The following is a 25,839-nucleotide window of genomic DNA, read 5'->3' on the forward strand; positions in this document are numbered from 1 at the left end:
CATGATACAGAATGCTTTGTTCCTTGCCTATGTTGATAAACTGAAGTATTTTTTAGGAAAGATCCAAAAAACCGGAGCGCAATCAAGATTATTATTGAGGAATAACAAAATGAAACAAACTACACTTAAAATGCAGTTTCACCTTCCGATTGAAAACATCTCCAAAAAGCATCAAACGGCAGCGACAAAAAAGGCAAAAACAGCCTTTGTACTTGAACTCCTCCGACAAGGGGCCATCAGTGCTGGCAGAGCCGCAAAACTCCTCAATATTTCTCGATGGGAGCTTTCAGAGTTAATGGCTGAAGCCGGCATCTCCCCTTTTGATGACAGCCTCACCGCAGAAGACTTAACGGCTGAAGTCAATAGTGCGCTACAGGCTTTCGAGAAACCCACACCATGAAGGTTGTAGCAAACAGTACCCCATTGATTGAACTCTCAAAAATTAAGCGGTTGGATCTGCTCCGAGATGTATATGGCTCAATCATCATTCCAGAAGAAGTGTACACCGAAGTAGTCATTGATGGGGCTGGAAAACCTGGGGCGGCAGCAGTGAAAGAAGCCCAGTGGATTCTCTGTAGGTCGGTGACAGACAAAAATCAAGTCCTGATACTTCACAACCGTACACTGCTTGATTTAGGCGAATGTGGAGCTATTGTGCTTGCTCAAGAAATTGATGCAGGACAAGTGATTATTGACGACCGCGTTGCACGGCGTGTGGCAATTGCCCGGGGATTGCCCATTATCGGTACAATCGGTGTTCTCCTTGTTGCCAAAACCCGCCACATCATTCCCGATGTCAAACCCATACTCGATAATCTTCGGGACCATGGTACGCGAATTAGCCAAAAACTCTATCACCAAACACTCACAACCGCGGGAGAGTAAAAAATTCCATCGACAATCTAAAGATTAAACGATTCACTAACCACTGAAGAGTATGAATCTCTGACTCAAACAAATTGACAAAAGGAGCATCGATGCAGAAGGATTATTCTGAAGTCAAAGGTCCACTGCGAAGTCAAGAGTGGTTTAACAACCCGCACAACATGGGCATGACAGCCGTTTATGTCGAACGCTACATGAACTACGGCTGGACGCGCGAAGAACTCCAATCGGGCAAACCCGTTATCGGCATCGCGCAAACGGGGGGCGACCTCACCCCCTGCAATCGCATTCACGTCGAATTGGTCGATCGCGTCAAAGCAGGTATCCGCGACAACGGCGGCATACCCTTTGAATTTCCCGTACACCCCATTGCTGAACAGGGCAAAAGGCCCACGGCTGCCCTTGACCGCAACCTCGCCTACCTCGGACTGGTCGAAATCCTGCACGGCTATCCCATTGACGGCGTCGTCCTCACCACAGGATGTGACAAAACCACACCCGCCTGCATCATGGCCACCTGCACCATGAACCTCCCCTCCATCGTCCTGTCTGGCGGCCCCATGCTCGATGGGCACTGGCGCGGTCGTCTGGCTGGATCGGGCACGGTTGTATGGGAAGCCCGCGAACGCTATGCGGCTGGAGAAATCGACTACGACGGATTCATGGATATCGTCACATCATCCTCGCCCAGTGTGGGTCACTGCAACACAATGGGAACCGCCCTATCCATGAACGCATTAGCTGAAGCACTTGGACTATCGCTTACCGGATGTGCGGCCATCCCCGCCCCCTATCGCGCCCGCAAGCAAATGGCCTATCGCACGGGCCTGCGCATCGTCGATATGGTCAAAGAAGATCTCACCCCGGACAAGGTCCTCACGCCAGAAGCCTTCCAAAACGCCATTGTCGTCAACTCAGCGCTCGGCGGTTCGACAAACGCACCGGTCCATATCACTGCCATGGCGCGACACATCGGGCTGGAACTGCCGGCAAAAGACTGGCAAACCCATGGTCACCACATACCCCTGCTCGTCAACTGTCAGCCCGCAGGCGAATACCTCGGCGAAGCCTTTTATCGCGCCGGTGGCGTGCCCGCCGTCATGGCCGAACTCGTCAAAGCCGACAAACTCCACACCTACTGCCAGACCGTCACCGGCAAAACCATAGGTGAAAATCTCAAAGACATCGCCATTGAAGACGAGCGCGTCATCAAACCCTATGATCAACCCTTAAAAGAAAACGCCGGGTTCATCGTACTCAGCGGCAACCTCTTTGAAGCAGGCTTGCTCAAAACCTCTGTAATAGGCGACGACTTCCGCAAAAAATATCTCCAGCGCGCAGGCGATGAAAACGCCTGGGAAGGCACAGCTGTGGTCTTCGATGGCCCCGAAGATTATCACCACCGCATAAACGATCCCGATTTACCCATCGACGAAAATTCCCTGCTCTTCGTGCGCTATTGCGGCCCCGTGGGCTATCCCGGCTCAGCCGAAGTCGTCAACATGCTCCCGCCTGACCGCCTCGTGCAGGCGGGCATTTCCGAACTGCCCTGCATCGGCGATGGACGTCAAAGCGGCACCTCTGCCAGCCCATCCATACTCAACGCCTCGCCCGAAGCCACAGTGGGCGGTGGGCTCGCCTTTCTCAAGACGGGTGACCGCGTGCGCATCGACCTCAACACCTGCACGGCCAATGTCCTCGTAAGCGACCGAGAACTCGCCCAGCGCAAAAAGGACTGGAAACAACCCGATCTGGTCCACCAGACACCCTGGCAAGAACTCTATCGCCAAACTGTGGGCCAACTCGCCGATGGCGCGTGTTTGGAACTGGCCGTCAAATACCAGAATGTGCGCGACAACACCCCTCGCCATTCGCATTAAACCTGCTTGCATCGTGATATTCCCAACCCCCGAAGAATACACCGTCCTCGTCCTATCGCTTAAAGTGGGTCTGCTCTCCGTGGTGATAAGCCTGCCCTTTGCCGTATTGTTGGGATGGGTGCTGGCGCGCAAAAACTTTCGGGGCAAGCTCATCCTCGACGGCCTGTGTCACCTGCCCCTTGTATTGCCGCCTGTAGTTGTCGGGTATCTGCTGCTCCTCCTGTTGGGCCGCCGGGGTTTTCTGGGTCAAATTTTGAGCGACTGGTTTGGTTTGCAAATCGCATTTACCTGGCGAGGTGCTGTCCTATCCGCTGCTGTAGTGGGCTTTCCACTCATGTTAAGAGCTGTTCGCCTCGCCATAGAAAGTATTGATCCCCGTCTTGAGCGCGCTGCCCGCACCCTCGGTGCCAATCCGCTACGCGCCTTTTTCTCCATAACGCTGCGCCTTGCTACACCGGGCGTACTCGTTGGCTCCCTCCTCACATTTGCCCGCAGCCTTGGCGAATTTGGTGCCACCATCACCTTTGTCTCCAATATCGCTGGCGAAACCCGCACACTCCCACTCGCCATTTTCACGTACATCAATCAGCCCGACGGCGAAGCCGCTGCCGCACGCCTCGTCATACTCTCCATCATCCTATCTCTGGGCGCGCTCATCGCCAGCGAGACCGTCGCCCGAAAAATGAAAAATTAAACACAATGCTCACCCTTTGCGTACACAGGCAACTCGCCGAATTTACCCTCGAAATCAATGTGACGTGTACCTATCCCGTCACCGCGATATTTGGACCTTCGGGCTGCGGCAAAACCACCCTCCTGAACCTCATAAGCGGCCTGATGCGACCAGATAGCGGTCAAATCAGCATTGATAACACCATTTTATTCCACGCTGAAAAAGGCATTGACCTGCCACCGGAAAAGCGACGCATAGGCCATGTATTTCAAGACGATTTGCTCTTTCCACACCTGACCGTGCGCCAGAATCTCCTGTACGGGTATCAATTTCTCGCGTCATCAGAACGCAAATTTCATCCCGACACCATTATCGACCTGCTCGAACTAAACACCCTGCTCGACCGCCTCCCAAATCTCCTCTCGGGCGGAGAACGCCAGCGCGTCGCCCTGGGACGAGCCATTCTGACTTCTCCCAGATTACTCATCATGGATGAACCTCTGACCTCGCTCGATCAAGAGCTTAAAGACCGCATCATGCCCTATCTGCGCCACATTCGCACGGATTTGGGCATCCCCATGCTCTACGTCAGTCACGCAATTGGTGAAATCCTGCAACTCACCGGACAGGTCATTGTGCTCAATCGCGGGCAGGTACTCGCGCATGGAGACTTCTTTACTATCGCTCACCAGCCCAAAATTCTGCCCCTGCTCGAAGCGCACGGTTTTGAAAATGTCCTGCCCGTTGAAATCATCGCACCAAATCGCGTACAATACAACAATCAGACCCTCCACATCCCACCCTGTGACCGCACATCGGGCACGCATATATTTATAGGCATTCGGGCAAACGACATCATTTTGTGCCGACAACGGCCTGCTGGTTTAAGCATACGCAATGCCATCTCTGGACGAGTCCTCGACATCGTTGAAACACATGGCCGACGCCTCGTGTACATCGATGTAGGCAAACGCCTCGCCGCTGAAGTCACGCCCGAAGCGATAGAGGAATTGGCTTTAAAAATCGGCGACCCCGTAATTTGCCTCATAAAAACACACGCCATTCGCATAGGCCCAGATGTCTCTTGAGACCTCACCACTTCCATTTCCTGAAAAAAATCAAAATTTCTGAAACCCATTTACAACCTGCACTGTCTATTTATGTGACGTTGGGTAATTATTTTCTTCCTTTTCGTTTCAAAGTGCATCCAAAGGTATGTAACAGTGAAGATAAAATTTGCAAAAAATTCCGATTTCTTCCTTGACGTAATGAAGTTCTCTAACTATCTTTTTAAAGCTAAACATTATTGTTGCAATTCACCAACCTCAAACAGGGAATCCATCGTGTATATCCGTAAACCCGCACCACAGGGCTGAGTTTCCTGGCACGACATCCAGGGTAACACCTTTACACGAGAAACTTTTGTGTTCAACTCGTCATTGTTGCCTTTAACTGTCCAATCCAGGATAGCTCGCAATTTCAATAATTGCACGCGCTCTTATTGCGCCTGGGGAGGACTATATGGCTTGTTGAATGCATCAAAAAACACTGCCATCCTCGCCGGATGGCTTTTTTAATGGCCACAGCGCAAACGAGACGCGGTGGCCCTTTTTTTCAAAGGAGGCACTATGATCATTTAACAAACGCTTGGTAAACACAATACCTGGCTCACCATTTCTCCCCTTCATCAGAAAAAGGAGATCTGATATGATGTCAGTACAAATAGAAAGGCCCTCACGCGAGTCTTTGGCGGGACGACGTGAGGACCCCAGATCACACCGACAAATACATGCGGTGTTCCGCATAATTTAGGACAAATTTCCGATAACTGCAAATGGAATCACAAACTTGTGGAGAAAACAGATGCAAACATGGAAGGATGTATTCCGCAGAAAAGAGGAATTGCAAAATCTGAAAAACATCGGATTCTGCTTTCTGATTGTCGTTATCCTCATCACGGGTTCTTATGCCCTGACGGGGTTGCGCGACATTTTTCAGGTCTCGCTTGCGGAGCCTACCGAGTGGGAAATCACCGCAACGCCTGACGATATTGACGAGTAAACGACTACCCGCAGTAAACGACTACCCGCAGAGAAATTGATAACCATTCACCAGAGGATTAACCATGCAGTACGCAGAAGAGCGGGATCTGGTGCGCCGCACATTAAATGGCGATGCCGGGGCTTTCAACAGCCTTTACAAACGCCACTACGCCCGGATTCTCGCCACATTAATTGGACGAACCAGAAATCGACACGATGCTGAAGATTTGATGCAAGTGACTTTCTTGCGCGCCTATCGCGGTTTGTCCGGGTTCCGCGGGGAGGCTGCATTTTCAACCTGGCTGATGCAAATTGCCCTGAATGTGTGTACCACGCACATGCGATCCAAACAAGCCCGTAGATCGTGGCAGCAAACCATTGAAGATCCACAACTCGGTTATCGAGATACCTGGGAGCCAGCCAATACAGAGCGTCCCGACGATGCATTGTCTCGAAAAGAATGCCGCGAAATACTCGAAGAAAGCATAGAAGAACTGCCACAGCGATATCGCCATGCCGTGCGATTGCGCTATGTACAGGATCGATCCTATGCAGAAATTGCCAGAGAACTCGGTGTGCCGATGGGCACCCTGAAAACCTGGCTTCATCGCGCGCGACACCAGTTGCAAGAATCTCTTAACAACACGGAACTTGCGGCAATGTAAAACGTCTTACAACGTGTTAGCGCAATAGCTGTTAAATTTTAACATTCGAGGAGAAACTCATTTTATGCACTGTGACATTTGCGGGCGCGAAAACGCGCACATCCACAAAATCGACCGTCTGTATGGCAAGGGGAAACACACCGTCACCATTCGCAATATACCCCTTGCGATATGTTCGGCCTGTGATGAACGCTATTTTGCGCCTCGCATACCCGACAATGTCGAGCAACTGAGTCCAGTACTTCACAAACACTCAGAATCGACCTGTCTTGTATAAACAAGCAGCTAAAAAAAAGCCGCCGGTACATCTATCGGCGGCTTTTTTGTGTTCATTTTCGGACACCACTGTATCAAAATCGGACACTTGCCCACGTCATTAAATTTTGATGAGGCCATTTATTTTTTAATTTATGCCAGTATTCAATTTTTTTTCAAAAAATTAAGCGATTTATTTACAATAAGTTACAAAATTTAAAAGGAATATAGCCTAAAAAATTTGCTTGAATTATCGATCTCCCCAAAAGTTTGGCACGATTTTTGTTGTATTCAAATGCAAAATCAATTTCCGTCAGGTCATACTCGCGGTGGCGCAAAATGTTGGACAGATATTGCAACAGCGCCATTTTAACAATCTGAGGACATCATGCACTGCGACATTTGCGGCCGTGAAAATGCGTACATCCACAAACTTGACCGCACGTATGGCAAGGGGAAACATACCATTACCATTCGCAATATTTCCCTTGCGATATGTTCGGCCTGTGATGAACGCTATTTTGCGTCCCCCATGCCCGACAACGCTGAGCAACTGAGCCCAGTGCTACACACTGAGGCCAAATATTCAGAAGTGATGTATCTCGTCTAAAGATGTAGAAGGTTGTCGATAGCATCTATCGGCGGCTTTAGGGAGTCCAATTTTCAAAGGAGGTCCGTCCCATGCTCAAAAATTACCTGACCATAGCCCTGCGAAATCTGGTGCGCTACAAAACATACACCGCAATCAATGCCCTCGGCCTGGCAACGGGCATTGCATTTTGCCTGCTCACATTTCTCTATGTGCAGCACGAATGGACTTATGATCAATTTCACGAAAAATCCGATCGCATTTTTCGACTCGGCATGTCTGGCGGAACGTATGGCGGAAGAGACAATACCATACATGTCCGACTATCGGATCAAATTGGACCACTTATGCGAGAAAACATCCCGCAATTCGCCCACGTTGTGCGGATCAATGAAGGTCCAGGCACTGTATCTCACGGCAACAACACCTTTGAAGTAAAATCTCTGTTTACCGACGATGCCTTTTTTCAATTATTCACGTTTCCACTCATTCACGGCGATTCCAAAACCGCACTCGCAAATCCAAACAGTATCGTCTTAACGCAAAGTGCGGCAAAAAAATATTTCGGACAAACCGATGTTGTGGGGCAGGAAATCAGCATCCGCGACAAAATCTGGAACGAGGAAGAGAAAACTTTTGTCGTAGCGGGTATCGCAAATGACCCCCCTGAAAATTCCAGCATTCAGTTCGATCTGATTTTTTCTCAGGCAAGCCGTCCTCCTTCTAAAAATAAAATAACGTCATTTATTATGACACCAGACGGCAAAACCGAACGCAAAGAAATTACCCCGCCCGTCTTTATGAGGGGAAGAAATGTCACCTATATACAGCTAATTGATAACGTGCAATTGGCAGACGTGGCTCCTGTTCTGAATGCATTTGTTGAAGCAAACAAAACTTCCAGTGGCAATTTCAACTCTAAACGCAAGACTCCAGATTTAACCTTGCACTTGCAGCCCATCGCGGATATTCATTTTGATCGCGAAATAACAAATGGACTTTCAGCGCCGAGCAACCCCGCATATTCCTACATCCTCGCGGGCATTGCCCTCTCTGTATTGCTGGTAGCGTGCATCAATTTTACGAACCTCGCCATTGCGCGGTCTGCGACCCGAGCGCGAGAGGTAGGTGTACGAAAAGTGGTCGGAGCAATGCGTTTTCAACTGATGAAACAATTTTGGGGCGAATCTTTGCTGCTCACGGGTGTGGGAATGCTACTGGGGCTTGCACTGACAGAGTTTTTTCTTTCGACCTTCAATGCTTTAACACAGGTAAATTTAACACTGAATTATCAACCTTCCCTATCTGGCTTACTCTTTGGCCTGGCGCTCTTATTGGTTATCAGTCTGGTATCGGGCATCTATCCGGCACTCGTACTATCGGGTTTTGACCCCATTGCCGTTTTGAAGAACCGATTCAATATCGGCGGCAGGTCCTGGTCTGGTCGCGTTCTGATCGTTAGTCAGTTTGTCGTTGCGATTTTATTTTTGATTGCCACCCTTGTAATGTCTCACCAGCTAACATTTTTAAAAGAAAAAAATCTGGGGTTGAATGAGTCACAGGTCGTATTGGTAAAACCGAGGGACTCAAACCGGATGGGTTCATCACCAGACCGTCAGCAACACCACCTGAGATTGCAACTCTTCAAGCAAGAACTCAAACGGCATACCAATGTCATAAACGTGACACAATCGCATTTGTTCTCCAACTTAAAAGCGGACTCAGATAACCGCAAAAGCAATATTACATTCCCCAATGGAGAAGTGGTGGAAAAAGCTGAAATTTCTGTAGATTACGACTTCTTTGACACATTGGGTATTAATTTACTGGCGGGACGCAACTTTTCGCCAGATTTTGGCACAGATGCAACACAGGCTGTTCTGGTCAATAAAACATTTGTAGAACGCGCGCAATTGGAACAACCCTTGAACACGACCTTGCCCCTGACAAAGATGAAAGCCTATTTTACGCCGGGAGATAGCTTGCCAAAAGTTCAGCGAATAAAAGATCCCCAAATTATCGGTGTCGTAGATGACTTTCATCTACGGTCACTGCATCATGCCCTGCCTCCTTTGGTGATATTTTTAGACGACGTCAGCTTGAGTAGCGATTTCCTTGTAAGCATTCGTCCAGAACGCCTGTCCGAAACGCTCGCCTTTATGGCTGAAAAGTGGCAGTCTATTGCGGGCGATGCACCATTTGATTACGTCTTCCTCGACGAAAATTTTGATCGCCTCTACCGCGAGGAAGAACGCTGGGGCACCATTGTCCAATACGCCTCCTTCTTCGCGCTCTTTGTCGCCTGCCTCGGGGTCCTGGGCCTCACATCTCTTGCCATTACCCGACGCACCAAAGAAATCGGCATCCGCAAAGTACTCGGCGCATCAAACCATCACATCGTCGCTTTATTGTCCAGAGAATTTGTAGTACTTATTCTCATCGCCAATCTGATCGCCTGGCCCATCGCCCATTACGGCGTCGAGCACTGGTTGCGAGATTTTGCCTACCGCATTGATGCAGGTATGGGCCTCTTTCTGCTCGGCGGATTACTCGTCTTTTTAACAGCCTTGCTCACCATTGGCATTCAAGCCCTCAAAGCCGCACAGCGCAATCCCGTCCACGCCCTGCGATATGAGTGAGATCGATTTTCTCATTTGACAGAAATGGACAAATCGTGAATATTTAAAAAAGAGAAAATAGGAACCTTTGTTGACCAGGAGACTCAAATGGCTCGCATAGATATTCCCCGAATCGCGTATCCCCATATCGAACGGAATCCAGATATCCTCTCAGGCGAACCCATTATACGAGGAACACGCATTGGCGTGCGGCATATCGTAGAATGGGACCGCCGTGGATATAGTGTGGATGAAATTATCGCACAATATCCTCATTTGACCCATGCACAGGTTCAAGATGCTCTATCTTATGCTTTTGATCACAAACCTGAAATTGATCAACTCATCCAGGCAAATACAGAAGACGCAGTCCGATCAAAATATCAAGATAGTGCATGGATGCCATAACCCATTGATTTTATTTTTTTAAAAAAGTTTAATTGTTTTCCATTAAACTGTAAAATTTTCCTTGACACCTGTTCTTTTGTTTAGTATTTTTGTGCATAGAACGTTGAGTCATAATTCCTTGACAGGAGGTAATCATGGCAAGCATTGAGGTTCAGACCGAGCAGGATATTAGGGAAATTCTACTGTCCGATTTGAGTCGAGATTTGCTCAAAGTTGCCGATCGCATCCAAGCCGAGATGCCACATGTACCTTTTGATGCCATTCGCCCCGAAGCCATGGCGCGCGTCGAAGCCGCTGAGCAAGCTGTCGATACTCTGGCACGAGATTTGACCCAGGGCCAGGGAGAACTCACTGAGTGGCACGGCGCCCTGACGGATTACGAATCGGCCTGGTTTCAGGTTATTGAGTCTTTAGGCGTTCGCAATAATTAAATCGCAACCCATATATTCACGTTTATTTTCGGCAATAAATAACCCGTCGTATTGCCGATTTCCACGAAAGCAAAGGAGAGATAGCAATGTCCCAGCGAGATATGAAAACGAATAACCCAAATATGAAGGCGACAGCAGCCCAACCCATCGACCATATCAAAACTCAGATTGCAGAGTCTGAAGGTTTCCCCACCGAGAAAATCGATGAGTTTGTGGTATTCATCCAGAACGATCCCTACATCACGTCTGCGGGGTTGCAGTACAAAATGTTACAAACCTATAAGGCTGGCAAATTCGCAGTACAGGCTGTAATGCCTTCCAAAGAAGAATACGCTCTGTTGCGGCGGATGATGGGATTAAAAGATGAGGAACCGCTGGTGGTAATGCGCGGTGAGGTGTGGGTCGAGGGACTTGCGCGTCCTTTTGTCGATTACGGCACCACAACACCTAAAAATCTCAAAGGATTTGTGCGGTTTTCAGATTACCCACTCGAAATGGCGACGCGACGCGCCACCAATCGGGCGATGCGTTTGGCTACCGCAACGGGGATGTGTTCTGTCGATGAGCTACAGGTAGCCACAGACGCTGCCAGCGATGTTGGGGAGGTGCACAACAGTTCATCTGCAACGCAAAGTCAGATTGATCTGATTAAAAGTCTGGGACGCAGTCCACGGCTAACCGAGCGGGAACGAGAGCGATTGAAAGCTCAAATTGAAGGCGGATTGGACAAGCGTCAAGCATCTGAATTGATCCAAAAAATAAAAACGAGGTTAGACGCCCGGCGCAAAGCCGATGCACAACCTATTGCAGCTTGATTTTGAGCCGGTTGTAGCGCGCATTCTTTCGTCAGGGGAGAGGGGAAGGATTTAGCGTACAACCGGCACGTAATAAAAAAGCGGGAGCTCTTTGAGAGCCCGCTTTTTTGTTTTCTACGGCAAATAGTGCCCTCTTGTGCTTTCGTTTCCTTTTGTGTATCATGGGGCAAACTGGCAGACGATCAAAAATGCGATAAAAGGCGTATGGTTATGAAAACGATAATACTGGGAATTTTGTGCATTGCGCTAACTGCAACAGATGGTCTGGCAAAAGATGCTTCGCCAGAGGCCATTGCCGCAGCAGAGAGAGCATACCAAGAAGGGATGAAACACTTTGAGGCAGAAAATCTGGACGCGGCACTTGTATCGTTTCGATCTGCGATTGCCCAGCACGAAAAATACGCACCTGCTTATGTGGGTCTGGGTCATGTCTATTTGAAACAGGGCAATCTGGCCGAAGCGGAAAAGGCGTTTAAGACCGCAGTCTCAAAAAACAAAAAATACGCGCCCGCTTACAATGGATTGGGCTTGGTCTATAGCCGTAAAAAGAACGAACTGCGTCGGGCAATTACGTATTTTCGGGATGCAAATCGGGCAGATAAAAAATACTCGGAAGCGCAATATAACCTGGCGCAAACCCTGGAAAATTACGGCAGCAGTGAGACCCTCAAAGCCTATCGCAATGTCTTGAAGATCGATCCCAAACACCCCAATGCAAACTATCGCATAGGGATATTGCTCGATAAAGATGGAGAACGCGAAAAAGCCGTGCAAGCGTATCGCGATCAATTAGAAGCCAAATCGGATCATCTCGGCGCGCGCTTGAATCTGGGCATTGATCTGAAATTACTCGGACAATTGCGAGAAGCACTTCAGCACCTGCTCAAAGTTGCAACCGTTGCCAGCGATTTTCAACGTCGAGCCGTACTGGAATTGGCACAGGTATTTCAAAGGGCAAAGGCATTTGAACAATCGGCTCGATTATTTGAATCATATATCAAACAGTTGCCCGAAAAAGAACAAGAAACGTATTGCGATCTAAATCTCCTCACATCGGGTCCCATTCTCAAGGAATATAATGATGCCGAAACCCTCCCCCAAAAAAAGCGCGTTTTTAGAACATTCTGGTCGCGCTTAGACCCGGCTCCCGTCACCGAAGCCAATGAACGGTTATTGGAACACTATCGCCGCGTCGCGTATGCGCGTGAATTTTTTGGGACACTTCGATTTCCCTGGGACGCTCGAGGCGAAGCCTATATCCGCTATGGCGCACCCGACCATGTGAGCAATTCGGGCAATATTCAACTGGAGCGAACAAAAAAATTGGTTGACGTAAAAGAGCGGCTCATTCAAAAGGCGGGGCCAGCAGTGGACCGGTTGCTCAGGGCGCGGGCCGACGCGGTCGCATCGAGCATGGTGGGTATGCGCGGGCAATTGCAGCGCACAGGGGACCGAAGCCCCGGCGCACGCGGCGAACGACAGCAAGTAACCAGTGGAACGATTTTGGGCTGGCCGGTATATCCGGTGGACGGGATATGGGAATACTGGATCTATGCCGATGTTGGCGATGGCATAGAAGTCGTATTTGAACAGCGCTCAAACCAGGGAGCCTGGGATTATGCCGATATCCCCCTCGGCAGAGGGCGGATTGCCAGGATATGGCAGGACATGCATCCCGAAATCGTCTTAAAACAGGTTGCGGCTATTACACCGATGACATATCGCCCCGACTTTGCGACGGGCGCATTGGATTTTTATCTCGCCTCATCCGCTTTTCGGGGACAAGAAGATCTAACCGCACTCGAAATTTATTACGGTATTCCAACCGCGCAGTTGCACTTTGCAGCCGGGCAAGATGGCGCAAGAATCGCACAATTAGACCGCGGCATTGTCGTTTACAATCAGGCGGGCGACCCCGTCTATCGCACGAGCCGGGAAATGGTACTGGGCGCGTCCGGAGAGGCCGATCAGTCGCCTGGCGCATATATGCCGGAGATGGACCGTCTGTTTTTAACGCCGGGCAATTATCGCATCTCCGTACAGGTTCTGGATCGCCGTTCGAGAAAATCACAGGTGTATCACATCAACCGCGTCGTACCCGAATACGATATAGACGACGAGTTAAAGATCAGCGATGTGGAACTCGCCGCCACCATCAATGTGGCCGACAAGAGCCGGTTCCAAAAGGGCGGTATCGAAGTGATCCCCATAGCCTCAAGAGCCTATTTGCCCACGCAACCCGTGTTTATCTATTTTGAAATTTACAACTTAAAACGCAATGCCTTTGGCCAGACCAAATACCGCGTATCTTATGTGGTGCGATCGCGCGATCAAAAGACCATCGGCGCGCGAATTTTGGGTGGCGTGGGCAAAATGCTCGGACAAAAGAGCGAGCAGGGCGTTATTTCAATCGAATACGAACAGGTGGGAACAGAGACACAAGAGCCGGGCTATCTTGAATTGGATATGTCGCGCTCTGAACCGGGCGAAAAAATCGTAGAAATCGCGATCGTGGATGAAACAACAGGCCAGACAGCAACCGCAACAGCGACATTTGTCACTCAATAGCACAGGAGCAAATGCAATGTGTATTTTCGACGTTGAAACCATGCGCGCACACGCGCGTGAGATTTTTGATACAGCAGTCAAAGCAGTTGATGCCGAACAGTGCGTGCGGCAATTTGTATCGCTGGATGGCGATATTTTGCACATAGGCGATCAAAATTATGATTTAAGTATTTACCACCGCATCCTGGTCGTGGGCACGGGCAAAGCCTCACCACAGATGGGCGTGGCTCTGGAAGATATATTGGGTGCTCGCATCTCCGGTGGATCTATGAATACAAAATACGAGCATGCATTGCCCTTAAAACATATCGACATAGTGGAATGCGGCCATCCCGTACCCGATGAATCGGGAGTTGACGGCGTCGGACGAATGGTGCGTCTGCTGGAAGAAGCAGATGAAAACACACTGGTGATTTGTTTGATTTCCGGAGGCGGCTCGGCACTCGCGCCCGCACCTGCTGAGGGATTGACGCTTGCGGACAAGCAAGAGACGACGAGTCTATTGTTGGCCTGTGGTGCAAATATTGTAGAACTCAATGCCATCCGCAAACACCTGTCGCGCTTAAAAGGTGGGGGGTTAGCGCGGGCGGCTTTTCCCGCAACAGTTGTCGCACTCATGTTGTCAGATGTGATTGGCGATCCCATGGATGTCATTGCATCTGGCCCCACAGTGCCGGATACTGCAACATTTAAGACGTGTATGGATATCCTGGACAAATACGAATTGGTCGATAAAATACCCGAAAGTGTTCGGCTGCGACTAAAAGCCGGTTTGGCCGGAGATATTGAAGATACGCCCAAGCCCGGCGACGCGGCACTCTCCAGAGTTCAAAATCTCGTGGTGGGTAGCAATGGTCTGGCAGTGACGGCGGCGAATAACAAAGCGATGGAATTGGGGTATAATACCCTGGTATTATCTACGCGCATCGAGGGCGAGGCGAGAGAAGTCGCTTATGTATATGCGGGTATTGCCAAAGAAATTGTGACATCTGGACAGCCCATTGCGGCCCCGGCCTGCGTGATTGCCGGCGGAGAAACAACCGTGCTGGTGAGCGGAGATGGCAAGGGCGGACGCAATCAAGAAATTCCGCTATCGGGCGCAATTCAATTGGCCGGATGGGACAATGTCGTACTATTTAGCGGAGGCACCGATGGCACCGACGGACCGACCGATGCCGCGGGCGCCGTAGCCGATGGACAAACCATAGCGCGAGCAGAGGCACTGGGACTATCCGCGATCGCGCATCTAAAAAACAATGACGCCTACCACTTTTTTAAACCACTGGACGACCTGATCATCACCGGAGCAACCGGAACTAATGTAGCAGATGTCGCGCTGGTAATGGTCGGACATGCATAACTTTGGGAAATATGTATCATGTCCAATTTAACCGAACCTATCCTCAACGAAGTCGAAGTCGATTATTTCCGGCGCCACGGGTATATTGTGCGCACCGATCTACTCACCGATGAAGAGCGCGACGAATTTATCGCCCTATTCGACCGCGACCGCGAGCAATTTGTGTTTCGCTGGCATCCCTATGGCTACCACCAGCAGACCAATTACGACGCGCTCGTCACCACGCCCGAATTTGACCGCGTGATTCGTCACCCAAAAATTCTCGCTGCAATCGAACAACTCATGGGGGGACCGGTTTGCTTTGGCGAAATTGGCGCGCGTTACATGCCTCCTTACGACGGCGAACTGCACCGCAGTTGGCACCGCGACCGCCCCCACTGGGACGAGCATCCATTCCGAATGGACTATATCCAGCTCATGCTCTATCTCACGGATGTGGGCGCAGACACCCACTGCTTCTCACTCTCGCCCGAATCGGTTTACGAACCCACGCTCGAAGATAACAAGGCGCAACTCAAACGCGGCGGCATCGCCGATATTCACGGTCCGGCAGGCACGGTCTGTCTCTTCAATGTCGCGGCACTACACACAGCCACCACGCGACCGACGAAATGCGACCGCAAAACCCTGCAAATCTACTACGGACACCGCGACCGCAAATACCTGGCCAACGACTCCGTCATCCCGCCCATCTTCTGGCGCGACCACGAAGACCCCGAAGTGCGCGCCTTTTACGGCAACCTCAACGAAGTCTCCAATATTTACAACAAAGCATTCGGAATACAGCCCTGACCTTCCGAATTCCCGACTGACCATGGCTGCAACATCTCCCCAACAAGAACGCATTCCCTCGCGCATCACGGGTCGCTCCGTGTTCTTTGGCGCACTCACCGCCATTGCCCTCAACGTGTACACCGACCACGCCGGGCTGGTGATGGGATCGTCATCCCTGGTCAAATCGCAATACCCCATGGCCATGTTGTTGCCCTTTGTACTCTGGTTATTTGCCAATATCGGTCTCAAAACCTTCTGGCCCAAAGCGGCCCTTTCGGGCACCGAACTGCTGGTCATCTACAGCATGTCCTGGATCGCGGGCGTTATTCCCCTCGAAGGTTGGGCAGCTTATTGGACGAGCACAATGGCCGTGCCCACCTATTATGCGTCACCTGAAAATCGCTGGACCGAAATTATCTTTGACATCTTGCCCTGGTGGACCCTGCCAGACATATCGCCTGCGGTCATTCGCCCTTTCTACGATGGATTGCCTTCCTACGGTTCCATTCCCTGGGTGGGCTGGTTGCAACCCCTATTCTGGTGGACCGCCATCTCATTGGCCGTTTTTACAGCGGGATTATGCCTGTGTATTCTCTTCCAGCGCCAGTGGGAAGACCACGAGCGGCTTGCCTTTCCGCTCGCGCAATTTGCCGTAGAACTCACATCTGGTTTTGATCATCCCGGACGCGTCCCCGGCATATTTCGCAACAAAATTTTCTGGGCGGGTTTTTTCACTGTTTTTGGCGTCTTCGCGTGGAATATTCTCGGTTATTTTGCCACGGGCTTGCCGCGCATCACCGTTTATGCCGGATACCTGAGCAAACAAATCGACCTCGCCCGCGACTTTCCACCCATTTATCTTCGCATCTTGCCTCCGGTAGTCGGCCTCACCTACTTCTGCAATCTCGACATCCTCTTCAGTTTTTGGGTTCTGCGCCTCGTCGCCATAGTCAAACTCGGCATTATGGACCGCACGGGTTTCACCCTGGGCCTGGCTAACCAGCAGGCAAAATCATCCGAAATCATCAATCTCGAAAGCCACGGCGCCCTTGTTTTATTGGCGCTCTGGTCTATTTGGGCCGCTCGGGGGCACCTGTCTCGCGTCTGGCAAGCTGTTGTAGAAGGCAGACAGTCTGTTCATAACGACGGCATTATATCCTACCGCATAGCGTTTATCGGCTTTGTTCTGGCAACTGTCTTCATCATCGGCTGGATGAGTGCAATGGGCATGTCCATACCCATTGCACTCTTGCAAACCGCGCTACTCTACACGGCATATCTCACCGTCGCCAAATTCACAGCTGCCAGTGGTTTTCCCCATCTCCTACCCGTATATGCTAAGGGCGGCGGCATGGTATATACCTTTGCCGGCACTGCCAACTTGACCCCTTCGGACTTTGTGGGTACTGAATTTGTCAACTCCAGCGCCTTCTTTGGCAACGCTCGCATTCCCGCATGGCCCGCGCTACCCCACCACCTGAAATTGCACGGCGCAACGCCAAACGCCCGTATCGCCCGTATCGCCGCGCTCGCCTTCACCGCGGGCTTGCTCGCATCCTTCATCTTTATTATCTATCTGGCATACGCCCACGGGGGGCAAAATCTGCACACAGCCCCATTTTCCGGCCGCTCAAACTCGGCTTCGGTCCGCCTCTACAGCAACATGACCAACCACATTCTCAACGAACAAAAAACCGTTTTTGATCCATATAAAATGGCCGTATGGTTCATTGGCATCTTTGAAGCGCTCGTGCTCATTGGCTTGCGGAGCCGCCTGCCCTGGTGGCCCCTGCACCCGATTGGCCTTGCCTTTCAAAATACCTCTGGTCCAAGAATCTACAGCTTCTCCATTTTTCTTACCTGGGCGGCCAAATCACTTTTCCTGCGTATCGGTGGCATTGCCCTGTACCGCCGCGCAGCACCTTATTTTATTGGCCTGCCAGTGGGCTATGTCACAGGCGTCATCGTTTCGTCTATTGTCGATCTCATCTGGTTCCCAACAGGTGGGCACTGGACACATGGATGGTAGGCCTGGGATTACTACAGAAAGGTTTCTCATGTCCGAACAAAAACACATTCTCATCACAGGTGGTGCGGGCTTTGTCGCCGGCATGTTGCGCCAGCACTGGGGCGCGACCTATCGCCTTCGGCTTGCAGATGTGAACCCGGTTAAAAATCTTGCAGATCACGAAGAATTTGTCCAAATGGATATTACCAATCTCGACGAATTTCAAGCTGCTTGTCGAGGCATTCATACTGTAATACACCTCGCAGCCGATCGCAGTCCACGTGCCGACTTTTACGAAACCTTGCTCGACCTCAATATCATTGGCGCATACAACGCCTTTCACGCTGCACACCTGTGTGGTTGCAAGCGCATTGTTTTTGCCAGTTCGGTCAATGCTGTGTTGGGCTACCCGGGCGATTCCCCCATCGAATGGGATGTGCCCGTATTTCCCACCAATGTCTATGGCGCCACCAAATGCTGGGGTGAAGCTCTTGCGCGGGTATATTCCGAAACCCACGGACTATCCTGCATCTGTGTGCGCCTGGGCGGCCCGAGATGGAATGCCGATGAAATTTACGATCCAGACAAACCCCATGTGCTCATCAGCCCCAGAGATACCGCACAACTGTTTCAAAAATGCGTGGAAGCAGATACCGACTTTGCCATTGTACATGGCGTATCTGATCACAAAAAATCCTATCTCGGAATTGATAGTACCAGGGAAGTATTGGGCTACGCCCCACAAGACGGCACAGCGAAAAGGCCGTAAACAGAAAGGATGCCCATGGGAAAGGGAAAATTTTCATCGACAAAAACCTATCACGATCTGCCCTGTGCGCATCGTCAAGGGTACCATGACGGTCACTGTCGCTTTATTCACGGATACAACCGCGAGATAACGTTTTATTTCACCTGCAACGAACTCGACGAAAATCACTTTGTCGTCGATTTTAGCAAGCTCAAGAAACTCAAAGCATGGTTAGAGCACATGTTTGACCACACGATGCTCATCAACAAAAGTGATCCCGAACGCAAATTTTTTGAAGAAATGCACCGCCGTGGCCTAATCGACCTGCGAATTATGCCCAATGTTGGCATGGAAGCGTCATCAAAATTTGTCTTTGATTATGCCGACAAACTCGTGCGCGACATGACCCACAACCGATGCTGGGTCTATAAAGTTGAAACCCGTGAAAACATGAAAAACTCGGGCATATACGAACTCGTGGATAGCTGATCTATACACCTGAATGGCGTTTTTTGCCCTACTGCACAAAATACTGCACATATTTTTTCTTATAACACAATAAATTGTTAATAAACAAATATTTATTGTGTTATTTTTTTCTTGACTTATGAACAAATGTTCACTATATTCTTGCTCAGCCACTACTGAGGCCATTTCACAGAAACAGACAGATGTTCCGCACACGATATAGGACCTCAGAACACCATAAGGAGGAAACATGATTTCCGAAATGAACCAGCATCGCAGACAGGCTCTTCGCAAAGCTCCAGATCGCACCTCACCCTATGTGGGCGATGAACCCTCTCTGGCCTATTACTACAAGGAGATCGAACGACATCCCCTGCTCACGCCAGACGAAGAAAGAGCACTGACAGAGCAAATTGCTCTGGGCAATCTACCAGGTGCGAGTACTCGTACTCGGCGGGCAGGAGAGCACGCCCGCGAAAAGCTCATCACCAGCAACCTGCGCTTTGTCATTCACGTTGCCAAAAATTTTAAGAATCAAGGGCTTCCCCTGGCCGATCTCATCAATGAAGGCAACATGGGACTTATGACCGCCGCTCGCAAATTCAAACCCGAAAAAGGTTACAAGTTCATCACTTACGCAGTCTGGTGGATCAGACAGAACATCCTCAAAGCCCTCGAAGTCCAAACCCGATCCATTCGAATTCCCGGCAATGTTGTCAACGACCTCAACAAATTGCGCAAAGTCGAAGCTGACCTGACTCAGCACCTCGACCGACAACCCGATGCCGACGAACTCGCCCGAGAAACCGATCTGCCCTTGAAAAAAGTCACGCACACCCTCGAATCGACTTATAACACCGTGTCGCTGGATACTCCAATGTGCGATGAAGCTACAAACTCCGCACCACGCGCTGTCACCCTGCAAGAAACCCTGTCGGACCCCCAAACATTGTCTCCCGAAGAAGCCTATATTCAAGACACAATGCACAATGATATACACAACGCGCTCAGTGCCTTGCCCGACCGCGACCGGCAAATTCTACATCTCTATTACGGTTTCAGCGACCCGGCGGAACGCTCCGAAGTCAGCAATTCAAAACCCGCGACCTATCAACAAATAGGCGACAAACTGGGGGTAAGTAGAGAACGGGTGCGCCAACTCAAAGAGGAGGCACTCAATCGGCTGAGGCATCCTACCCACAGTAAACGACTTGCCACCTATTGTAGTTAAAGCGAAAAATTGTACACCGCGGGTTCCCTTAAAACACAGCCCTAACAAAACCAGAGCGTCGGCGCGATTTGCCGGCGCTCTTTGTGCTTCTACACCCTTGTATTTCTACTTGCGTTTAAAGCCGAAACCTTGCTATTTACAATATTCAAACGATCTTCTTGGAAAGTTGCACACCGCTTATTAGCTCACAATGAGAATCAACTATGAAAATCCTCATCCTCTCTACACTCGGCGCGCTCATTCTGCTCGGTGTGGGTGTGTACATTATTTTTTATATTTCAGATCGCGACAAAACTGAAGGCAAATCCTTCTTCCGCCTTGAAAATCGCTGGCTCTATGGCTTTTTGGGCTACGCATCTGTCATAGTTATCACTTTTCTGATACTGATTTTGCAAACCTCGCTCACGCGCCAGGAGAAAACCCTTGAAAATACCCAAGCGCGGTTTCAGCAAGAACTCACGGCTTTTCGCGAGCGACTCGGCGACCAAACCGACCGTCTCATGTCCCAAATCAATGAAAAAGCGGAACTCACTGGATCAGAAGTCGAGGTGCGCGGCAAACTATCCAACGAAATCGACCATCACCAACGCACCCGTAAAGAGCTTGCCGCTACACGCGAACAATTGCGCCTCACACAAAGCGACTTAAATCGGGAAACGCTCTCACACCGCGCCTATCTCGACAGCCTCAACACCGAAAGATCGATTCACGCAAAAACCCAAAATCGGCTTAAGCGCGAGGAAGCACAACACACCAAAAACCGCGAGACATTGCGAAACACCCAACAAAAACTCGACCGCGCCAACGAGCGACTGAACGTACAAAATCGCCAGATTAAAGCACTGAGAAGCGATCTCAAACGCGCACAGGACAACGCCGACAACGCACGCCAGATAGCCAGTCGCCTCTTACAACAATCCGGTGACCATCAGCGGGCACTCCTGATCCTTCAAGCCACCGTCGATTCTCTCTTTCTAAAAGAATTTAAACGCCCCCGAGTTCCTTCAGAAAAATAGACGAGGAGAAAATACATCGTGAAACTCAAAATCCTCCTTCCCATCATTGTCCTGATTATCGGTATGCTGGGAGCTTTTGCACTTGTCAAAAACCGGGAAATCGTCCAGCCCAAACCAACGGAAGTACCCCCACCGCTTGTGCGAGTTAAATCCGTTCATCCCACAGACTTCCAACTCATTATTCCAGCGCAAGGCACGGTTGCCCCGCGCACGCAAACCACACTCGTTTCACAAGTGGCAGGCCAGATCATTGATGTATCGCCCGCATTTGCCAACGGGGGATTTTTTGAAAAAGGCGATGTCCTGCTCACCATTGATCCGCGCGATTACGCAGTCGCTGTCGCACAGGCACAGGTTCAGGTTGCACAGGCCAAATTGCGATTGGCACGCGAAGAAGAAGAAGCCGCAATTGCCCGTGACGAATGGAAACGCCTGGGCAATGGAGATCCAACCGATCTCGTCTTGCGCAAGCCACAAATTGACGAAGCCCGTGCGACCATTGCCGCAGCCGAAGGCGCATTGATGCGCGCCAACCTCAACCTCGAACGCACGCAAATCAGAGCACCATATCCCGGACGCGTTCGCACCAAAAATGCCGATGTCGGACAATACGTCAACCCGGGTTCACCGCTCGGCCACATTTACGCGATTGACTATGCCGAAGTGCGCCTGCCCGTGCCCGATGAGCAACTCGCTTACCTGGACCTGCCGTTCTCCTTCCGCAATAATCCCCATGATAATTCAGGCCCCGATGTGCGCTTCCACGCCATATTTGCCGGACAGAAACACACCTATATGGGACGCATTGTGCGCGTTGAAGGCGAAATTGACACGCGCTCTGGCATGATCGCGCTCGTCGGGCGCGTGGATAATCCATACCGCCAGCGCGATAGCAACACGCCGCCATTCGCTGTGGGTATGTTTGTCACGGCAGAAATCCTGGGCCACCGCGCGGAAAACGTCGTGGTCATCCCGCGCGCTGCACTGCGCGAAAAAAATCGCATCCTCGTGGTCACGGGCAATCGCCTCTATTATCGAACCATCGACATCTTGCGCGCCGACGCAGAAAAAGTCGTTGTTAAAAGCGGTCTAAAATCGGGTGAGCAACTCTGCGTATCGTCGCTCGATACCGTCGTCGATGGCATGCGCGTGCGCACCGTGCGCACTGGAGGTACACAATGAAAAATGCCATTGAATGGTTTGCCCGAAATAGCGTGGCGGCCAATCTGTTGATGGTATTGATCCTGGGAGGTGGTATTCTTCTCGTATCCCGCATTCGCATGGAAGTCTTCCCGGAGTTTTCACAGGATATGATCAATGTCTCCATGATCTATCTGGGGGCTGCTCCCGAAGAAGTCGAAGAAGCCATCTGCATACGCATCGAAGAAGCTGTGCTGGGTCTCGACGGCATTGAGCGCATCACCTCCACGGCATCGGAGAACAGCGGTGTTGTCAACATCGAAATCGAGTCGGGTGCTGATATGCGCAAATTGCTCGACGATGTCAAAGCCCGCGTAGATGCCATCACCACGTTTCCGGTGGAAACGGAAAAACCCGTCATTCGAGAAATCACCAACCGCCGCCAGGTCATCAACGTTGCTATCTCGGGACCGACAGATGAAAAAACCCTCAAAACAATTGGTGAGCAAGTCAGAGACGACATTGCAACCATTCCCGGCATCACACAGGTAGATCTCGTCAGCACACGCCCTTACGAAATCGCTATCGAAGTCTCGGAAAATGACCTGAGGCGTTACGACCTCACCTTTAGCGAAATTGCCCTGGCCGTGAGGCGTTTCTCGCTTGATCTGCCCGGCGGCGCCATTCGAACACAGGGCGGCGAAATCCTGTTGCGCACCAAAGGGCAGGCATATCGAGGCAAAGAATTTGAATCGCTCGTCTTGCGCTCTCGCCCCGATGGCACGTACCTTCGCCTGGGCGATGTCGCCACAGTCATCGACGGGTTTGCGGAAACAGATCAATCTGCTCAATTTGATGCAGAACCCACCGTGACGGTCAAGGTTTATCGCGTAGGCGATCAAAATGCTCTGGACATTACCAAAAAAGTCAAAGCCTATATCAATAATACACAACAACGGATGCCCGATGGCATCAAACTCACCGTCTGGGCAGACTTTTCTCGCATCTTAAATGACCGCCTGGAACTCATGCTGCACAATGGTCAACTGGGTTTTATCCTCGTCTTTATCGCACTGACGATGTTTCTGCGTTTGCGACTCGCCTTCTGGGTTGCTCTGGGCATTCCCATTTCATTTCTCGGCGCAATCGGCCTGATGCCCTTCTTCGACATCTCCATCAACATGATCTCCCTTTTTGCATTTATCGTGGTGCTCGGCATTGTCGTAGATGATGCGGTCATCGTAGGAGAAAACATCTATCGCCATTACCAAATGGGCAAACGCGGTTTGCGCGCCGCCATTGATGGCGCGCAAGAAGTATATGTTCCCGTCATTTTTGCTATCCTCACATCTATTGCGGCCTTCTCTCCCCTGCTCACCGTTGAAGGCAGCATGGGAAAAATCATGAGACTCATTCCCATGATTGTTATCCTTACCCTCATATTTTCCCTCATCGAATCGCTCTTTATTTTACCAGCACACCTCGCGCACGCCAAAATAGATTCAAAAAAAGACAGCGATCCCCCGCGCAAACGCGCCATTGTCACTCTGTGGCAACGCGTTCAAAATGGCGTGGCTGATGGTTTGCTCATCGCTGTTGACCGCTATTATCGCCCCTTTCTCGAATGGGCACTCCAATGGCGGTATCTAACCCTCGCAGGGGGTGTTGCCACGCTCTTTCTCACCGTGGGTCTCGTTGGCGGCGGATGGATCAAGTTCGTCTTTTTTCCCAACGTCGAATCCGATAATATCGTAGCTATGCTCACCATGCCCCAGGGCACACCTGCCGAGGTCACTGAAAAAGCAGTGCGCCGCCTGGAGGCGTCAGCGCAGCAACTCCAACGGGAAATAGAAGGCGAGAAATCAGGTTCGGTATTTCGCCATGTTTTCGCATCTGTGGGCGAACAGCCCTATCGCGCAGCACAAGGTCCGCCCACCGGGAATGCCGCCTCATTTTCATCAGCACATCTGGGCGAAGTCTATATTGAACTCATGCCTTCGGAAAATCGCGACATCAGCAGTGAGGAAATTGCCAACCGCTGGCGCGAACTCACCGGCGCTATTCCCGACGCGGTCGAACTGACCTACTCATCCTCGCTATTTTCATCTGGCGAAGCCATCAATATCCAGTTCTCAGGCCCCGACTACGGCGAATTGCGCGAAGTCGCCGAAAAATTCAAAAGCGCGTTGAATGACTATCCCGGTGTCTTTGACATCGCCGATTCATTTCGCCCGGGGAAAGAGGAGGTAAAACTCTCCCTCACCCGACAAGCTGAAACCCTGGGCATCACATTGGCCGACCTCGCGCGCCAGGTCAGACAGGCATTTTACGGTGAAGAAGCGCAACGCATTCAGCGCGGACGCGACGACATCCGCGTGATGGTGCGCTATCCCGAATCAGAGCGACGATCTCTGGGTAATCTCGAAGACATGCGCATTCGCACGCCCAGCGGTGGTGAAGTGCCCTTCTCAATTGCCGCCAGAGCAGAACCCGGTCGGGGCTATGCATCCATCCGCCGCGCCGACCGCCAAAGAGTTATCAACGTCACGTCCGATGTCGATATCAGCATCGCCAATGCAAACGAAATCATCGCCGATTTCACCCACACTGTCTTGCCTCAAATACTGGCAGACCATCCCCGCGTGCGCTACGATTTTGAAGGCCAGCAAAGAGAACAGGATGAAATGCTACAGGGACTGGCCCAAAGCTTTGTTATCGCCTTGCTCATCATTTATATTTTGCTCGCCATTCCCTTCAAATCCTATGTCCAACCCCTCATTGTGATGGGGGCCATCCCATTTGGAATCGTCGGCGCAGTCTGGGGGCATGTCGCTCTTGGATTTAATCTCTCGATTCTCTCCGTATTTGGCATCGTTGCACTTACAGGTATCGTCGTCAATGACAGTCTGGTCATGGTCGATTTTATCAACAAACAACGCGAAAAAGGCCACCCACTTTTCGATGCCCTCCGCGAAGCCGGTGCTGTGCGTTTTCGCCCCATACTCCTGACCTCAGTCACGACATTTCTGGGCCTCACCCCCCTGCTATTGGAAAAAAGCCTTCAGGCGCAATTCCTGGTGCCAATGGCCATATCCCTCGGTTTTGGTGTTCTCTTTGCAACCGTTATCACCCTCTTGCTCGTTCCCATCAGCTACAATATTCTCGAAGACATTATCGACGCCTTCTACCGCCTCATCGGGCGCGAACGCCGCGCATTCCGATCAGAACTGAATCGCGCTGCAGATTAATCGCGTTGTCTCAATTC

The 25,839-nt window shown here is 50.8% G+C and carries 23 protein-coding genes; all 23 read left to right on the forward strand.

Annotation, left to right across the window (positions count from 1 at the left end; genetic code table 11):
* A partial coding sequence (locus tag OXG87_23200; protein ID MCY3872463.1) for a UPF0175 family protein occupies positions 1 to 400 on the forward strand: 400 nt, incomplete at its 5' end.
* The gene (locus OXG87_23205) at positions 397 to 885 is read left to right on the forward strand and encodes a DUF3368 domain-containing protein (GenBank protein ID MCY3872464.1); all 489 of its coding nucleotides are present in this window, start codon (positions 397 to 399) and stop codon (positions 883 to 885) included. The genes OXG87_23200 and OXG87_23205, both read left to right, overlap by 4 nt.
* A gap of 92 nt (positions 886 to 977) precedes the next feature.
* Positions 978 to 2,765: a dihydroxy-acid dehydratase family protein gene (locus OXG87_23210; GenBank protein ID MCY3872465.1), complete on the forward strand. Its 1,788-nt coding sequence runs from the start codon at positions 978 to 980 to the stop codon at positions 2,763 to 2,765.
* Positions 2,766 to 2,781: 16 nt separating this feature from the next.
* Positions 2,782 to 3,459, forward strand: a complete 678-nt coding sequence (modB, locus tag OXG87_23215) for a molybdate ABC transporter permease subunit (protein ID MCY3872466.1) — start codon at positions 2,782 to 2,784, stop codon at positions 3,457 to 3,459.
* Positions 3,460 to 3,464: 5 nt separating this feature from the next.
* The gene (modC, locus tag OXG87_23220) at positions 3,465 to 4,526 is read left to right on the forward strand and encodes a molybdenum ABC transporter ATP-binding protein (protein MCY3872467.1); all 1,062 of its coding nucleotides are present in this window, start codon (positions 3,465 to 3,467) and stop codon (positions 4,524 to 4,526) included.
* 775 nt (positions 4,527 to 5,301) lie between these two features.
* On the forward strand, positions 5,302 to 5,499 hold the full coding sequence (locus OXG87_23225) for a hypothetical protein (protein MCY3872468.1): 198 nt from the start codon (positions 5,302 to 5,304) through the stop codon (positions 5,497 to 5,499).
* A gap of 64 nt (positions 5,500 to 5,563) precedes the next feature.
* Complete coding sequence (locus OXG87_23230) at positions 5,564 to 6,145, forward strand: RNA polymerase sigma factor (GenBank protein ID MCY3872469.1); 582 nt, start codon at positions 5,564 to 5,566, stop codon at positions 6,143 to 6,145.
* Positions 6,146 to 6,209: 64 nt separating this feature from the next.
* The gene (locus tag OXG87_23235; GenBank protein ID MCY3872470.1) at positions 6,210 to 6,422 is read left to right on the forward strand and encodes a YgiT-type zinc finger protein; all 213 of its coding nucleotides are present in this window, start codon (positions 6,210 to 6,212) and stop codon (positions 6,420 to 6,422) included.
* A gap of 366 nt (positions 6,423 to 6,788) precedes the next feature.
* Positions 6,789 to 7,010: a YgiT-type zinc finger protein gene (locus tag OXG87_23240; protein ID MCY3872471.1), complete on the forward strand. Its 222-nt coding sequence runs from the start codon at positions 6,789 to 6,791 to the stop codon at positions 7,008 to 7,010.
* A gap of 71 nt (positions 7,011 to 7,081) precedes the next feature.
* Positions 7,082 to 9,628, forward strand: coding sequence for an ABC transporter permease (locus OXG87_23245; protein MCY3872472.1), 2,547 nt, complete (start codon positions 7,082 to 7,084; stop codon positions 9,626 to 9,628).
* Positions 9,629 to 9,715: 87 nt separating this feature from the next.
* Positions 9,716 to 10,015 (forward strand): DUF433 domain-containing protein, encoded by a 300-nt coding sequence (locus tag OXG87_23250; GenBank protein MCY3872473.1) that lies wholly within the window; start codon positions 9,716 to 9,718, stop codon positions 10,013 to 10,015.
* A 134-nt stretch (positions 10,016 to 10,149) separates the two neighbouring features.
* The gene (locus tag OXG87_23255) at positions 10,150 to 10,446 is read left to right on the forward strand and encodes a hypothetical protein (protein ID MCY3872474.1); all 297 of its coding nucleotides are present in this window, start codon (positions 10,150 to 10,152) and stop codon (positions 10,444 to 10,446) included.
* Between the two features lie 86 nt (positions 10,447 to 10,532).
* Positions 10,533 to 11,261 carry a hypothetical protein gene (locus OXG87_23260; GenBank protein MCY3872475.1) on the forward strand — a complete coding sequence of 243 codons (729 nt, stop codon included), beginning with the start codon at positions 10,533 to 10,535 and terminating at the stop codon, positions 11,259 to 11,261.
* A gap of 210 nt (positions 11,262 to 11,471) precedes the next feature.
* Positions 11,472 to 13,829: a tetratricopeptide repeat protein gene (locus tag OXG87_23265; GenBank protein ID MCY3872476.1), complete on the forward strand. Its 2,358-nt coding sequence runs from the start codon at positions 11,472 to 11,474 to the stop codon at positions 13,827 to 13,829.
* Positions 13,830 to 13,845: 16 nt separating this feature from the next.
* On the forward strand, positions 13,846 to 15,189 hold the full coding sequence (locus OXG87_23270; GenBank protein MCY3872477.1) for a glycerate kinase: 1,344 nt from the start codon (positions 13,846 to 13,848) through the stop codon (positions 15,187 to 15,189).
* Between the two features lie 18 nt (positions 15,190 to 15,207).
* Positions 15,208 to 15,981 (forward strand): phytanoyl-CoA dioxygenase family protein, encoded by a 774-nt coding sequence (locus tag OXG87_23275; protein ID MCY3872478.1) that lies wholly within the window; start codon positions 15,208 to 15,210, stop codon positions 15,979 to 15,981.
* A gap of 22 nt (positions 15,982 to 16,003) precedes the next feature.
* A complete protein-coding gene (locus OXG87_23280; protein ID MCY3872479.1) occupies positions 16,004 to 17,992 on the forward strand; it encodes a hypothetical protein in 1,989 nt (662 codons plus the stop codon).
* Between the two features lie 28 nt (positions 17,993 to 18,020).
* Positions 18,021 to 18,740 carry an NAD(P)-dependent oxidoreductase gene (locus tag OXG87_23285; protein ID MCY3872480.1) on the forward strand — a complete coding sequence of 240 codons (720 nt, stop codon included), beginning with the start codon at positions 18,021 to 18,023 and terminating at the stop codon, positions 18,738 to 18,740.
* 15 nt (positions 18,741 to 18,755) lie between these two features.
* Complete coding sequence (locus OXG87_23290) at positions 18,756 to 19,208, forward strand: 6-carboxytetrahydropterin synthase (GenBank protein ID MCY3872481.1); 453 nt, start codon at positions 18,756 to 18,758, stop codon at positions 19,206 to 19,208.
* Between the two features lie 229 nt (positions 19,209 to 19,437).
* Positions 19,438 to 20,418 (forward strand): sigma-70 family RNA polymerase sigma factor, encoded by a 981-nt coding sequence (locus OXG87_23295; GenBank protein MCY3872482.1) that lies wholly within the window; start codon positions 19,438 to 19,440, stop codon positions 20,416 to 20,418.
* Positions 20,419 to 20,621: 203 nt separating this feature from the next.
* A complete protein-coding gene (locus OXG87_23300) occupies positions 20,622 to 21,434 on the forward strand; it encodes a hypothetical protein (GenBank protein MCY3872483.1) in 813 nt (270 codons plus the stop codon).
* An 18-nt stretch (positions 21,435 to 21,452) separates the two neighbouring features.
* The gene (locus OXG87_23305) at positions 21,453 to 22,616 is read left to right on the forward strand and encodes an efflux RND transporter periplasmic adaptor subunit (GenBank protein MCY3872484.1); all 1,164 of its coding nucleotides are present in this window, start codon (positions 21,453 to 21,455) and stop codon (positions 22,614 to 22,616) included.
* Entirely contained in the window at positions 22,613 to 25,822 is a 3,210-nt protein-coding gene (locus OXG87_23310) for an efflux RND transporter permease subunit (GenBank protein MCY3872485.1), read from the forward strand. The genes OXG87_23305 and OXG87_23310 overlap by 4 nt, the downstream gene beginning before the upstream one ends.
* Positions 25,823 to 25,839: the final 17 nt, after the last annotated feature.

It is taken from the genome of Gemmatimonadota bacterium (genome assembly GCA_026706845.1).
In the GTDB taxonomy this organism is placed as follows: Bacteria; Latescibacterota; UBA2968; order UBA2968; family UBA2968; genus VXRD01.